This is a genomic window from Candidatus Poriferisodalis sp. (genome assembly GCF_965208925.1).
GTDB lineage: Bacteria > Actinomycetota > Acidimicrobiia > Acidimicrobiales > Poriferisodalaceae > Poriferisodalis.
On record NZ_OZ242364.1, the window covers coordinates 3,545,518 to 3,558,053 of the forward strand.

Annotated in this window: 13 protein-coding genes and 1 tRNA gene; 10 read left to right on the forward strand and 4 right to left on the reverse strand. The window is 67.1% G+C overall.

Translation table 11 applies throughout. The annotated features are described in order from the left end of the window. The first annotated feature begins 56 nt into the window (after nucleotides 1–56). From ACOGI5_RS15675 to ACOGI5_RS15695, 5 genes are all read left to right on the forward strand, one after another. Nucleotides 57–836: an ABC transporter permease gene (locus tag ACOGI5_RS15675; RefSeq protein ID WP_419865336.1), complete on the forward strand. Its 780-nt coding sequence runs from the start codon at nucleotides 57–59 to the stop codon at nucleotides 834–836. Beyond that, nucleotides 833–2,242, forward strand: a complete 1,410-nt coding sequence (locus ACOGI5_RS15680) for an ABC transporter permease subunit (protein WP_419865337.1) — start codon at nucleotides 833–835, stop codon at nucleotides 2,240–2,242. The genes ACOGI5_RS15675 and ACOGI5_RS15680 overlap by 4 nt, the downstream gene beginning before the upstream one ends. Then, nucleotides 2,242–3,021, forward strand: a complete 780-nt coding sequence (locus ACOGI5_RS15685) for an ABC transporter ATP-binding protein (protein WP_419865338.1) — start codon at nucleotides 2,242–2,244, stop codon at nucleotides 3,019–3,021. Before ACOGI5_RS15680 ends, ACOGI5_RS15685 begins: the two co-directional genes overlap by 1 nt. A 9-nt stretch (nucleotides 3,022–3,030) precedes the next feature. Then, complete coding sequence (locus ACOGI5_RS15690; RefSeq protein ID WP_419865339.1) at nucleotides 3,031–3,876, forward strand: MBL fold metallo-hydrolase; 846 nt, start codon at nucleotides 3,031–3,033, stop codon at nucleotides 3,874–3,876. Nucleotides 3,877–4,018: 142 nt separating this feature from the next. Next, a complete protein-coding gene (locus ACOGI5_RS15695; protein WP_419865340.1) occupies nucleotides 4,019–4,882 on the forward strand; it encodes an alpha/beta fold hydrolase in 864 nt (287 codons plus the stop codon). Between the two features lie 30 nt (nucleotides 4,883–4,912). On the opposite strand, the gene ACOGI5_RS15700 is transcribed toward ACOGI5_RS15695, so the two are convergent. After that, nucleotides 4,913–4,986: transfer RNA gene (locus ACOGI5_RS15700), tRNA-Val, on the reverse strand. Nucleotides 4,987–5,052: 66 nt separating this feature from the next. Between ACOGI5_RS15700 and ACOGI5_RS15705 the strand changes: the two genes are divergently transcribed. Continuing rightward, on the forward strand, nucleotides 5,053–6,363 hold the full coding sequence (locus tag ACOGI5_RS15705) for a cytochrome P450 (protein WP_419865341.1): 1,311 nt from the start codon (nucleotides 5,053–5,055) through the stop codon (nucleotides 6,361–6,363). A gap of 32 nt (nucleotides 6,364–6,395) precedes the next feature. Here ACOGI5_RS15705 and ACOGI5_RS15710 read toward each other — a convergent pair whose 3' ends face one another. From ACOGI5_RS15710 to ACOGI5_RS15720, 3 genes are read right to left on the reverse strand one after another with little or no spacing between them, the layout of a single operon-like run. Next, entirely contained in the window at nucleotides 6,396–7,514 is a 1,119-nt protein-coding gene (locus ACOGI5_RS15710; protein ID WP_419865342.1) for a 4-oxalomesaconate tautomerase, read from the reverse strand. A 58-nt stretch (nucleotides 7,515–7,572) separates the two neighbouring features. Continuing rightward, nucleotides 7,573–7,788: a type II toxin-antitoxin system HicB family antitoxin gene (locus ACOGI5_RS15715; RefSeq protein WP_419865503.1), complete on the reverse strand. Its 216-nt coding sequence runs from the start codon at nucleotides 7,786–7,788 to the stop codon at nucleotides 7,573–7,575. 23 nt (nucleotides 7,789–7,811) lie between these two features. Further along, nucleotides 7,812–8,015, reverse strand: a complete 204-nt coding sequence (locus ACOGI5_RS15720; protein WP_419865343.1) for a type II toxin-antitoxin system HicA family toxin — start codon at nucleotides 8,013–8,015, stop codon at nucleotides 7,812–7,814. Between the two features lie 135 nt (nucleotides 8,016–8,150). On the opposite strand from ACOGI5_RS15720, the gene ACOGI5_RS15725 reads away from it, so the two are divergent. Genes ACOGI5_RS15725 through ACOGI5_RS15740 form a run of 4 tightly spaced genes read left to right on the forward strand, consistent with a single transcriptional unit; the run spans nucleotide 8,151 to nucleotide 12,536 of the window. Next, nucleotides 8,151–9,203: an LLM class F420-dependent oxidoreductase gene (locus ACOGI5_RS15725; protein WP_419865344.1), complete on the forward strand. Its 1,053-nt coding sequence runs from the start codon at nucleotides 8,151–8,153 to the stop codon at nucleotides 9,201–9,203. Between the two features lie 60 nt (nucleotides 9,204–9,263). Beyond that, nucleotides 9,264–10,022 carry an SDR family NAD(P)-dependent oxidoreductase gene (locus tag ACOGI5_RS15730; RefSeq protein ID WP_419865345.1) on the forward strand — a complete coding sequence of 253 codons (759 nt, stop codon included), beginning with the start codon at nucleotides 9,264–9,266 and terminating at the stop codon, nucleotides 10,020–10,022. 57 nt (nucleotides 10,023–10,079) lie between these two features. Further along, the gene (locus ACOGI5_RS15735) at nucleotides 10,080–11,666 is read left to right on the forward strand and encodes a sulfatase (RefSeq protein WP_419865346.1); all 1,587 of its coding nucleotides are present in this window, start codon (nucleotides 10,080–10,082) and stop codon (nucleotides 11,664–11,666) included. Nucleotides 11,667–11,690: 24 nt separating this feature from the next. Next, nucleotides 11,691–12,536 (forward strand): VOC family protein, encoded by an 846-nt coding sequence (locus ACOGI5_RS15740; RefSeq protein ID WP_419865347.1) that lies wholly within the window; start codon nucleotides 11,691–11,693, stop codon nucleotides 12,534–12,536.

The window sequence follows — 12,536 nt, forward strand, 5'->3', positions numbered from 1 at the left end:
TGGTTGTTGCGTGCCCGAGGTCGCATCGCCATGGTCGGTGACGAGATGACGACGAGATGTCGACGCTGATCGCTGGCGTCCGAACGCGGACGCCCCAGATCCTCGTCTTCGTGGCGGTCGCTGCGGCATGGAGCGTGGGGTCAGGCATCGTCAACAAGGAAACCTTCCCCTCGTTCACCGATGCTGTTGCGGCGCTCGGCCGTCTCGTTCAGGACGGCAGTTTCTGGCATGCAGTCCGGGCCACAGCGCTGGGCTGGGCGATCGGTCTCGCGCTGGCGATCGTGCTCGGCGTGTCCATCGGGCTCGCCATCGGACGATCGTCGTTTCTTGCCGACTCAACGCTGGGTTTCTTGGACTTCCTGCGGTCGATCCCGGGGGTGGCGCTCATCTTCATCTTCGTGGGCCTGTTCGGCTCGGCGGTGCGAATGAAGTACGGCCTGGTTGCCACGGCGGCCGGATTTCCGGTGATGATCCAGTCGGTCTACGGCGCACGGGCGATGAGCGCGACACTGCGCGACTTTGCGACCGCGTACCGCATCGGCCCCCGCGACCGCCTGTTCAAGCTGGCCTTGCCGTCGGCGATGCCATTCATCATCACGGGCATCCGGCTCGCGGCTTCGATCGCCCTGACCGTCAACGTGGCAGCCGAGTACTGGGGATCAGCGCCGGGAATCGGCCGTGAAGTGGTGATCGCGCGCGGGGACGACCTGTACGCAGAGGTGTACGCCTTGATTCTCGCGGCGGGCGTTCTCGGCGTCCTGCTGAATCAATTCGTCGGCTGGCTTGACCGCACCACCCTGGCGTGGCATCCCAGCAATCGTCCGGTGGAGTCATGACGGCCGTGGAAGCCCGCACCGGTCCGGCGAGCGTCAACGACGCGCTGATCCCAGTTCGCACACCCCAACGGCTCGTCGCCGCACTGTTGCTGGACTACGCGGTCGTCCTGTTGTGTGGCCTCGTCGGCGGTTTCATCGGCCTCGCCGCCGGGAGACTGTTCGACGTCGACGTTCCGACATCGGGGATGATGCTGGCGTCGATAGCAGCAGTAGCCGTACACGTGTACAACCGGGTACTTCTGGTCGGCCGTCGCGGGTGCTCGCTCGGACAGGATCAGGCGGAAATCCTGATTCTGGACTCAACGACGGGTGCAACGGTGGGCCTAGCGAGGGCTGCTGTCCGTGAGGTGCTGTCGCTGCCGCTGAGAGCCGCTGCGCTGGCCGTCGTCGTCATTGTGTTGCGAATCGTTGGCGGGGCGATCGACGGCGCACTCGACGGCTTGCTGATGGTGGTCGCGGTGGCGGGCGCGAGCCTGTTGTTCTGTCTGGGAATCTGGCGTCTGGCCGCAAGCAGCGCCGGCCAGGCGACCATCGGGTTCTTGAGCATCCACGACCGCGCCGCCAGGACAGTGCCCGTCGATCGGGGTGTTGTCGGCCCGAGCGAGGACTTCGGCCCTGCTGGTGTCCACGAGCGAGTAGCCAACGCGGCATTGAAGACGTGGGTTCCGGCGACGCTGTTCGTGGCCTACTGGATCGGCGCCCTCAGCTGGCCGTGGCCGAACCGCGACCGCACCTGGCTGCCCCCGGCTTATGAGGTGTGGCAGTCCCTGACGGGGTTCTGGTGGTTCGAGCGGTTCGGCTCCGACATCCTCCCGACGCTGTGGACGATTGCGCTCGGCATCGGCGTGACCCTGGTGCTGGGAATCGCATTCGGGGTGCTCATCGGCTCGAGCCGCCGAGCAAGCGCCACGACTCGGCCGCTGCTCGACTTCATCCGCAGCATCCCGAAGATCCTGCTGATCACGCCGATTGTGGCCCTCGCCGGCAGTGGCGCGACCACGAGCGTCATCGTGATCATGTCCGGCGCGCTGTGGCCGCTGCTGCTCGGCGCCATGGACGGCGTCGCTGGGGTGAGTCCAGCCGTACACGACCTCGCAAGGTCCTACCGGATCAGCCGCCGGGACCGCTACGCAAAGATGATCCTGCCAGCCGCTGCGCCGAACATCTTCGCCGGATTGCGGACATCGGTGTCGATCGGCGTGATCCTGCTCGTGGTGGTGCAATCGGTGGGAGAGGCACGCGGCATCGGTTTCCATCTCCGCGCCGAGAACGAGGCTTTCAAGTTCGACAACATGTTCGCCGCAGCCACGATGCTGGGTGCGCTCGGATACCTGCTGAACGTCATCGTCACCCAGTTCGAGAAGCGCATTCTCCACTGGTTCTATGCAAAAGGGACGGATGTTTGATGACCGGCGACGAATCCCGCCATGAACTCCTCACGGTGTCCAAGGTCGACAAGATCTTCCAGACCGACAAGGGGCCGCTGCATGTGCTCGACCAGCTCGACTTCAGAGTCGGTCCGGGCGAGTTCGTTTGCCTGCTCGGCCCGTCGGGCGCCGGAAAGACGACGCTGCTGCGTGCTGTAAGCGGGCTCGATCTGGCCACCTCGGGTTCCGTGCGACTCGAAGGAGTCGAGGTCACCGAACCGCCCGAACACATGGCATTCGTGTTCCAGGACTATTCGAGATCGCTGCTCGCTTGGCAGACCGTCGAAGACAACGTCATGCTGCCGCTGCGGAGGTCCCATAACCGGGCCACCCAGAAGCAGAAGGCTCACGAAGCCTTGGCCTCCGTAGGACTCGCCGGGTTCGAGACGTCCTACCCATGGCAGCTGTCGGGCGGCATGCAGCAGCGCGTCGCCATTGCGCGCGCGCTTGCCTACGACGCCCCTCTCATGATCATGGACGAGCCCTTTGCTGCGGTCGACGCCCAGACTCGAGCAGAGCTTCAAGACTTCATCCTCGATCTTCATGCCACGTCGGGCAAGGCCATCTTGTTCGTGACGCACGACGTCGACGAGGCCGCTTACCTGTCGGATCGGATCGTGGTGCTCACCGCCCGTCCGGCGACCGTCAACGACGAGATCCGCAACGACCTGCCGAAACCTCGTGACCAGATCGTCACCAAGGGCCTGCCGCGATACAACCAGATTCGCGCCGAGATTCTCGGCCTGATCAAGCACTGAGGTTCGGACATGCCGACGCGAGTCACGATTACCGGCACCGGAAGCCCGCCTGTGGTTCCGCATCGCGCCGGCGCCGGCGTCTTGGTCGAGCACGGCGACACTGTGCTGCAGTTCGATGCGGGCCGGGCCACCGCACTGCGGATCGCGGAGGCAGGTTCACATCCTGCCCGACTCAGCGGGCTCTTTCTCACCCATCATCACAGCGACCACATCACCGGGGTCGTCGACGTGATCTTCAGCGCCTGGCTCAACCGTCCGGACTCGGTGAACCTGACCTGCGTGGCCCCCAACGGGCCGTGCATTCGCTTTCTCGACCGCATGCTGGAGCCCTATGACGAGGACCTTGCCGTTCGAGTCCACCACAGCGGCAGGGCCTATCCGGCACCGAAGATCATCGGGTTCGACGCAACCGCAGCGCCCACTGCCGTCTGGGAACGAGACGATGTCCGCGTGCTCTCCCGAACCGTTCACCACCATCCCGTCGACCCTGCCGTGGCCTACCGGGTCGAGACCCCGGACGGGGCCGTGGTCATCTCCGGCGATACCAGGGTCTGCGATGAAGTCGAGGACTTCGCACGCGGATGCGACGTGCTCGTGCATGAGGTGTTCCGCGTTGATGCATTCGTAGAACGGTCGAACGATCCGACCGCGCGGACGATCGGCGACTACCACAGCGATACCTTCGCCTTGGGTGCCATGGCGAAGCGAGCTGACCCGGGGGTCCTCATGCTGACCCACCTCGTCCCGGCACCCCGAAACCTCGATGAGAAGCGGCAGTTCGAGGCCGAAATCCGTCAAGGCGGTTACGAAGGCCAGCTCATCGTGTGCGACGATCTCGACGCAATGGAGTTCTGAGCAGGCGCGCGCGAGAGCCTGTCAACTCCGGCGGCGGTCGCCGCGCTGGCTTTGGGACGCGACCAAATTCGCCCACCCCGGCAACGCGTCCAACTGATGCGGCATGCTGTGCGCCATCTCATTCCGCTGAAGGGCTGTGACGATGACGAGTGCGAACGGCGTTGCCACCGCCGTGATCGAGGCAAACGGGCTGCGCTTCACCGCGGACGTGGCAGGTCCCGACGACGGTGCGGCCGTCCTGCTGCTGCACGGTTTCCCGCAGACCCGCCACACCTGGCGAGCCGAACTGGCGGCGCTCGCCGACGCCGGGTACCGGGCCTGCGCCCCTGATCAGCGCGGTTACTCCGAGGGTGCACGCCCGGACGGCATCGCCGACTACCGGGTCGAGCTGCTGATGGCCGACGCACTGGGCATCGCCGACAGCCTGGGCGCGAGTCGATTTCACATCGTCGGGCACGACTGGGGCGGTGCCCTGGCGTGGTTCCTCGCAGCGCATCACGCCGAGCGAGTCATCTCGCTGAGCGTCATCTCGAGGCCCCACCCGGCCGCGTTCATGGCCGCCATGCGGGACGACCCCGACCAGCCGCACCGCTCCCGCCACCACCCGGCGTTCCAGCGTCCCGAGGCAACCGACGCGCTGCTGGTCGACAATGCCGGCGCACTACGACGTGCGATGGCTCGCAATGCGGTTCCGGATGCCGACATCGACACCTACCTGGCGGCGCTCAGCAGCCACGAGGCACTCGATGCCGCGGTCAACTGGTACCGGGCGATGGGTCAGTCGAGCATCCAGTCCAGCAGCACGCCGGCGATCGACGTGCCGACGATGTTCGTGTGGGGCAACGAGGACGCCACCGTCGGCCGCATGGCAGCCGAGAACACTGCGGACTATGTGACCGGCCCGTACCAGTTCGCCGAATTGCCGGGCGTGAACCACTTCGTCACCGACGAGGCGCCGGGCGTCTTCACCGAGCTGCTGCTCGCCCACCTCGCGCAGCACGGCTGATCCTGCGCGTTTCCGCCGGCACCGGCGACGTGGGCGATACTGGACTCGAACCAGTGACCTCTGCCGTGTGAAGGCAGCGCTCTAACCATCTGAGCCAATCGCCCGCGGGCCGACGATGATAGGCGTTGCCGGAGCCGGCGGGCGCTCGGCCTTCGCAGGGGGAAAGCCCAGTGAGCACAGACTCGTACCACACCGCACCGGATCGGCTGGCTCCGCCGCCTCCTGGGTGCCCGGTGCACGAGAGCTGGTCACCGCTGAGCGAGGAGTACCTGGCCGATCCGTACCCCATCGCCGCACGCCTGCGCGAGGACCACCCGGTCTTCTATGCCGCCGAGATGGGCCACGTCGTGGTGACGCGCATGGCCGACATCGAGACGGTGTTCATGGATCCCGACACGTATGCCTCATCCAACGTGCAGGACCCGATCTTCCCCCTGGCGCCCGAGGCAGCAGACGTGCTGTCGGCAGCCGACTACGACCCCCAGGCTGTCATGTCGAACCGTGCCGAGCCCGATCACGGGCGCATCCGGGTCCACACCCGGGCCGGTTTCTCGGTGCGGCGCTTGCGGACGCTCGAGGACTACATGCGCTCGCGGGCCACCGAGCTGATCGACGAGATGCTGGCGGGGCCGGCCCCGGCCGAATACGTGAAGGCGGTGGCGTTCCCACTGCCGGCGGAGATCGTGTTCCGCTTCATCGGGTTCCCGGCCGACGACGACCTCATGCTCAAGTCGTGGTGCGTGAACCGCAAGGCGTTCGCCTGGGGCAAGCCCACGGCCGCCGAGCAAGCCCACATGGCCGAGGGAATGCTGGCGTACTGGCGCTACTGCCGGGAGTTCGTGGCCGAACGCCACCGCAACCGCACCGACGACTTCTGCTCGGAACTGCTCGATGCGCACGATGCCGACCCCGACCCCGACGGCGGCACCGGCCTCAGCTACCGCGAGGTGGAGTCGATCATCTACGGGATCTCGTTCGCCGGTCACGACCCGGTCACGAACCTGCTGTGCAACACGCTGCGCTGCCTGCTGCCGCGGCGCGACCAGTGGGACGCCCTGTGCGCCGACCCGTCGCTCATCCCCACAGCAGTCGAGGAAACCCTGCGATTCGACTCCAGCCAGGTGGCCTGGCGCCGCGTCACCACCCGAGACACCGAGCTTGCTGGGATGCACCTGCCGAAGGGAACGCGGGTGTTCCTGAACTTCGCAGCAGCGAACCGGGAGCCCTGCGCGTTCGCTGACACCGAGCAGTACGACGTCGACGACTACGACTTCACCCGGCCCGACCCGCATCGCCACATCAGTTTCGGCAAGGGCATCCACTTCTGCCTGGGGGCCAACCTTGCTCGCATGGAGGCCCGGATCGCCCTCGAGATCCTGACTCAGGTGGTGCCGTCGCTGCGGCTGCCGCCGCAGGAATACCAGACATTCCCGAACATCACCTTCCGGGGCCCCGAGGAACTCTGGCTGGACTGGGACTGAGCAGCCCGGCGACGGGCAGGCCGACCAACGGGTCAGCCCGACCACACCTCGGCAGGCACATGGACGGTGCCGGACATGATCTTGCGCGCGGTGCGGGTGACGCCGCCTGAGACGATGCGTACGTCACCGCGCGCGTGCTCGATGGCCAGCGCAACCGCCAGCGACCCGCTCGGGTGCTCGATCTGCAGGTCGATCAGCTCGGTTCCATCGGCAGCATTGCCGACTTCACGACCAGCCGCATCTTCGGCCGATGAGCCGCTCAACGCCGCCGCGACCGTGCCCGGCACGGCTACGGCTGCCGCCACGCAGATGCCGCCCGAGACCGCGTGGGCCAGATGGCACTGGGTGGGCGTGAAGTAGCGAGACGCGATCGTGCCGCCGTGGCGGGCAGCCGACAGCAGGCCGAACTTGGGCACCACGCTGCGGGACACGTCGCCGAGGCCCATGCGCTGGCCGGCTTCGCGGCGGATGGCTTCCATAGCGGCCATGAACCCGGCATCGGCTTCGAGGTCGGCCGGGGCCTCGTGCCCCGACTTGCCCAGATCCGCTGCTCGCACCATCACCATCGGCATGGCCACGTCGATCAGGGTGACCTCAACGTCGGCGCCGCCTGCTCGGATCTTCTCGCTGGCGAAACCGGTCGGCAGCATCGAGCCGGTCACCGAGCCCTCGATGCCGCGGAACCGCAACTCGATGGGCGCCGCCGCGCCGTCGACGCCGTCGATCTCGCAGTCGCCGTCATAGGTCATCTCGCCGCCGGGCGTGCAGCAGACCACATCGATGAAGCTGCCGGTGTTGACGTTGCGCACCACCAGCGAGGTGGTCGGATCGCCTGCGGGGATCAGTCCGTGCTCGATTGCGAACGGGCCGACGCCGACCAGCATGTTCCCGCAGGTGGGTGTTGTGTCCACCGTGCCCCAGACCGGGTCGATCTGGGCGAACAGGTAGTCCACGTCAGCATCGGGATGCGACGATGGCCCCACCACGGCCACCTTGCTGGTGACGGTCGTGCCGCCGCCCAACCCGTCGATCTGGCGACCCGTCGGGCTGCCCATGACTGCGGTCAGCACGGCATCGCGCTGCGCCGGATCGCCAGGCAGGTCCTGAGCGGCGAAAAACGGTCCCCGCGACGTCCCGCCCCGCATCAGCACGCAAGGAATCGCTCGCTGCGGGACTGCCAGCCCCCGCATTGGGCCCGACGGCGAGGCCTCAGCCGACGCGCACCTCGATTTCGACTGCCGAAGAGGTCAGCTCAGGAATCTCGTCGCCGTCCTTGATCATCGACTCAAGGTGAAACTCCATCGCTTCGCGCATCGTCTCCACGGTTTCCTCACGGGTACTGCCGACGGCAACGCAACCGGGTAGATCAGGCGCGTACGCGCCATAGCCCGTCCGGGACCGCTCCAAGATCACCGTGTAGTTCAGGGCTTCGGACGTGACGGTGTCGCTCATGCTGTGGGTCTCCCTCCGATGCCAGCTTGTCTCAAGATGCTCTTCCAGGTGCCCGGCGAAACCTCGTCTCCGAAGTGGCCCGCGATTGTCACCTTACCGGGCCTGCTGGGATGCACGAATTGACGATGGCTGCCACGGATGTTCTTGAGACGCCAACCATCGGCGGTGATGATTCGTATCGCCTGTCGCACAGTCGGCATTGGAGCAAATGTAGGATTTAAATGAATTTCAGTCTATTTGATTTTCTCCCACCGGCGCGCCGAGTCAGGTACGCCTCGGGCTGAGCGCCCATACTGGGCACTCCTGCAGTATGAGAAACCACAAGGCGGCGTGACATGAAGCTTGCAACCGGAGTCGGCTACTGGGCGGCTGGTCCGCCGCCCGATGCGTTGGAGACGCTGCAGCTCGCCGAGCAGCTCGGCTTTCACTCGTTCTGGACCGCGGAGGCCTACGGCTCGGACGCGCTGACGCCGCTGGCGTGGTGGGGCAGCCACACCGAGCGCATCGGCCTCGGCACCGGCATCATCCAGATCTCCGCGCGCACGCCGGCCGCAGTGGGCATGGCGGCGATCACGATGGACCACCTCAGCGGCGGCAGGTTCATCCTGGGCCTCGGCGTCAGCGGCCCCCAGGTGGTCGAGGGCTGGTACGGCCAGCCCTACCCCCGCCCGCTGGCCCGCACCCGCGAGTACATCGAGATCGTCCGGGCCATCCTCGAGCGCGACAAGCCCGTCAGCTTCAGCGGCGACCACTACCAGATGCCCTACCCGGGCGGCATGGGCCTCGGCAAGCCGCTGAAGTCCACTGTGCATCCATTGCGCGCCGACGTGCCCATCTACCTCGGCGCCGAAGGGCCTCGCAACGTGGCCCTCGCAGCCGAGCTGTGCGAAGGCTGGCTGCCGCTGTTCTTCGCCCCCAAGGACAACCAGTTCTACGTGGATGCGCTGAACGCCGGCTTCGCGGCCGCAGGCAAGCCGCTGATCGGCGACGATGGCCGGATCCCTGCCGATGCCGATTTCGAGGTGGTTTGCCCGATGAGCGTCGTGCCCGACGATGACATCGAGCGCGCCGCGAACCGGATCCGCCCGATGCTGGCGCTGTACATGGGCGGGATGGGCGCCCGCGACGCCAACTTCCACTACGACGTCTTCTGCCGGATGGGCTACCAGCACATCGCAGACGAGGTGCAGGACATGTACCTCACCGGCCACAAGCAGGAAGCTGCCGGGACCATCCCCATCGAGCTGGTCGAGGAAGTCGCGCTCATCGGCCCGATGGACAAGATCGCGGCAGACCTGCGGCGCTGGGACGACACGGTGGTGACGGTGCTGCAGCTCTCAGGCCCGCCGACGCTGCTCGCGGCCATGGCCGAACTGGTCGCCAACTGAGCGGGTGCAACAGTCCAGGGCACTGAACAGCACGCGGCGCTGATCGAAAGGCAGTCGAACATGGACCTGACAGGAAAGCTGGCCGTTGTCACCGGTGGTTCCGGCGACATCGGGCGCGCCATATGCGAAGCGCTGGCCGCGGCCGGCGCCGACGTGATCGTGACCTACGTGGGCGACCTCGAGCGCGCGAATACGAGTGCCGATCTGGTGCGCGCGGCGGGCCGTGCTGCCGATGTGCTGCAGCTCGATCAACGCGACGAGGCCTCCATCGACGCCGCCGCGGCGGTCGTGGCTGAAGGGGGCCGCTGCGACGTGCTGGTCAACAACGCCGCGTGGAACATCGGCATCCCGTTCCGCAACCTCGAAACGCTGGACTCGGCCACGTGGGATCGTGTGCAGGAGACCAACCTGCGGGGGCCGTACCTGCTGACCCGGGCACTGGCGGAGCTGCTGCAGGCCGACGGCGGCGGCCGGGTCGTGAACATCGCCTCGGTCGGCGGGCTGTTCCCCGGCTCCAGCAGCATCGCCTACAGCTGCTCGAAAGCGGCACTCATCCACCTCACCCACTGCCTGGCCGTGGCAATGTCCCCGGCGGTCACCGTCAACTGCGTGGCACCGGGACTGGTGGAAGGCACCCGCATGGCGGCGCGCCTGCCCGACGAGATCTCCGAAGGAGCTCGCCGAGGCGCGTTGCTCGGCCAGGTGGGCAGCCCGATCGACATCGCCAACGCCACCGTGATGCTGTGCGAGGCCGAGTCCATCACCGGCCAGACCGTGGTAGTGGACGGCGGCAACCCGGCAGCCATGAACTTCGGCTGAGCCGATCCGAACATCCCCAGCCACACCTCTTCGCCACACCATCGACGGGAATTCGCCATGACCGCTCGCGCAAACGGCGCTGCATCGCAGCCCAATGTGCTGTTCATCATCACCGACCAGCAGCGGGCCGATCACACCGGCTTCGGCGGCAACGAAGTCGTCCGCACGCCCAACCTCGACGCGCTCGCAGCGCGGGGGATGGTGTTCGACAACGCCTGGGTGGCGAACCCGGTCTGCATGCCCAACCGCTCCACGATCATGACGGGGCGCATGCCCAGCGCTCACGGCGTGGTCTTCAACGACCGGTCGCTGGAGCCCGGCGCCAATACCCACGTCCGCCAGTTCCGCCAGGCGGGTTACCGCACAGCGCTCATCGGCAAGTCCCACCTGCAGCACGGCATGTCCCGCAATGCAGTGTTCCCGTCTGGCCTGTCCGAACCCGCCATCGATGACTACTGGCCTTCAGGCTGGGACACGTTGGAGCACGCCGAGCGCTACCTCGACAGCGCGCCGGAGTTTCCCGACAGCTTCTACGGGTTCTCCCAGGTCGAGCTGTCCATCGACCACGGCGCACGTGTCAGCGGCCACCACCTGCTGTGGGCGCTGGACCGGGGCGGACGGCTCGAAGATCTCATGGTGCCCATGACCGCGGAGTCGCCCGCCCGGCGGCGATCGGATCGCTGGTGGCAGATCTACCAACCGCCCTACGGCCCCGAGTTCCATTCCACGACATTTGTGACCGAGCGGACCATCGCCTTCATCGAAGATGCCGCCAGCCGGGCCCAGCCGTGGCTGGCGTGGGCCTCATACCCAGACCCGCACCACCCCATGTCTCCTCCGGGCAAGTGGTTCGACCGCCACAGCCCCGATGACATGGAGCTGCCGTCCAGCGTCGACGACCCGCTGGACGGAGCCCCCCGCTACGTGCAGGCCATCAGCCGGCTCCACCCGGCCAGCCAGCGTCACTGGGTGACGCCCTGCGGGGTGGCCGGCGACCGGCAGATGCTGCGAGAAGCGACAGCCGCCACCTACGGCATGATCGAGATGATCGACGAAGGCATTGGCCAGATCCTGGCTGCCCTCGGCAGGCTCGGCCAGGCGGACAACACGATCATCGTGTTCACCAGCGACCACGGCGACATGATGGGCGACCACGGGCTGATGCTGAAGGGCTTCCTGCACTACCGCGGCACGCTCGCGGTGCCGTACGTGATCGTCGACCCCCGCCGTTCGCCGGGTCGCACCGAATCGCTGGCCGGCAGCATCGACCTCGGCCCCACGCTGATGGACCTGGCCGGGGTGCCCTCCTACGAGGGCATCGGGGGCAGAAGCCTCGTGCCGGTGCTGGACGACCCGTCGGCAACCGTGCGCGACGAGGTGCTCATCGAGGACGACTTCCCGGGCGCGCTGTCCATGAAGGTGCTGACGCCGGTCAAGACCCGCACGCTGGTCACCTCAGACCTGCGGCTGACCCGGCACAGCGACGGCGCTGAGCAGCTGTTCGACACTGCGGGCGATCCGAGCGAGATCGCTCCCCTCGGCCGCAGCGACCCGGCCCGGCGAGCCGAGATGTACGAGCGACTGGCCGCCGCCATGATGGAAGCCGACGACATCGCACGCGGCATGCCCGTGAGCACCGCCTGAGCGGTCTGCGTAGCCTCACCCGCCATGCCGACCGACAAGCTCGCCATGGACCACGTGGCCGTGGTCAGCGAACGCGCCTGGGACAACGTGATCCGCTACAGCCGCGACCTGGGCGGTCGTTGGATCGGCGGCCCGGACAACGACCCGGCATCGCAAGCCGGCGACGACTTCTACTTCTGCCAAGTGAGCTTCGACGGCGGGGCCAGGATCGAGATACTCGAGCCGATCGAGCACCCCGGCAGCGACTTCCTGCGCCGCTTCCTGGCACGCAACGGTCCGGGGCCGCACCACTTCACCTTCAAGACGCCGGACTTCGACGACACCGTCGGTGCGCTGCGCGCCGCCGGCTACGAGGTGATCGGCGTCAACGAGTCGAATCCAGATTGGAAAGAGGCATTCCTGCATCCCAAGCAGAGCTGGGGCATCGTGATCCAGGTCGCGTGGGACGGAGGCGGGGGCTGGGACGACGCCCCGCCGCTGCCGCCCACCCGTCACGCGAGCACCACGAGGATCGCAACGGTCGTTCACCTGACGGCTGACGTGCAGGCCACCGCCGCCATGTTCGAAGGACCGCTCGGCATGGAGCGGACCGACGAGTGGAAGGACCCCAACGTCGGCGCCGGCGTGGATCTGCAGTCAGGCCCGTGGAACCTGAAGCTCATCCAGCCGACCGAGGCCAACTTGGCCCACTGGATGGGCAACCGCTCCGGCCGCCTGCAACTGCTGCACTTCCAGATCGACGATCCCGGCCTCGTGCCCGGCGCACAGCGGGTGGGCGTGTGCGGGGGCGGCGAGCCGCAGGACGCGATGTTCATCGTGCCGCCCGAGCACAATCTGGGCGTACGCCTCCTGCTCACCGAACACGGCTGA

What these genes read in the sequence shown, in the direction of transcription:
- ACOGI5_RS15685 (WP_419865338.1), top strand. Translation starts at nt 2,242, where the DNA reads ATGACCGGCGACGAATCCCGCCATGAACTCCTCACGGTGTCCAAGGTC.
- ACOGI5_RS15740 (WP_419865347.1), top strand. Translation starts at nt 11,691, where the DNA reads ATGCCGACCGACAAGCTCGCCATGGACCACGTGGCCGTGGTCAGCGAA.
- ACOGI5_RS15720 (WP_419865343.1), bottom strand. Translation starts at nt 8,015, where the DNA reads ATGCCGACTGTGCGACAGGCGATACGAATCATCACCGCCGATGGTTGG.
- ACOGI5_RS15725 (WP_419865344.1), top strand. Translation starts at nt 8,151, where the DNA reads ATGAAGCTTGCAACCGGAGTCGGCTACTGGGCGGCTGGTCCGCCGCCC.
- ACOGI5_RS15690 (WP_419865339.1), top strand. Translation starts at nt 3,031, where the DNA reads ATGCCGACGCGAGTCACGATTACCGGCACCGGAAGCCCGCCTGTGGTT.
- ACOGI5_RS15695 (WP_419865340.1), top strand. Translation starts at nt 4,019, where the DNA reads ATGACGAGTGCGAACGGCGTTGCCACCGCCGTGATCGAGGCAAACGGG.
- ACOGI5_RS15735 (WP_419865346.1), top strand. Translation starts at nt 10,080, where the DNA reads ATGACCGCTCGCGCAAACGGCGCTGCATCGCAGCCCAATGTGCTGTTC.
- ACOGI5_RS15680 (WP_419865337.1), top strand. Translation starts at nt 833, where the DNA reads ATGACGGCCGTGGAAGCCCGCACCGGTCCGGCGAGCGTCAACGACGCG.
- ACOGI5_RS15675 (WP_419865336.1), top strand. Translation starts at nt 57, where the DNA reads ATGTCGACGCTGATCGCTGGCGTCCGAACGCGGACGCCCCAGATCCTC.
- ACOGI5_RS15730 (WP_419865345.1), top strand. Translation starts at nt 9,264, where the DNA reads ATGGACCTGACAGGAAAGCTGGCCGTTGTCACCGGTGGTTCCGGCGAC.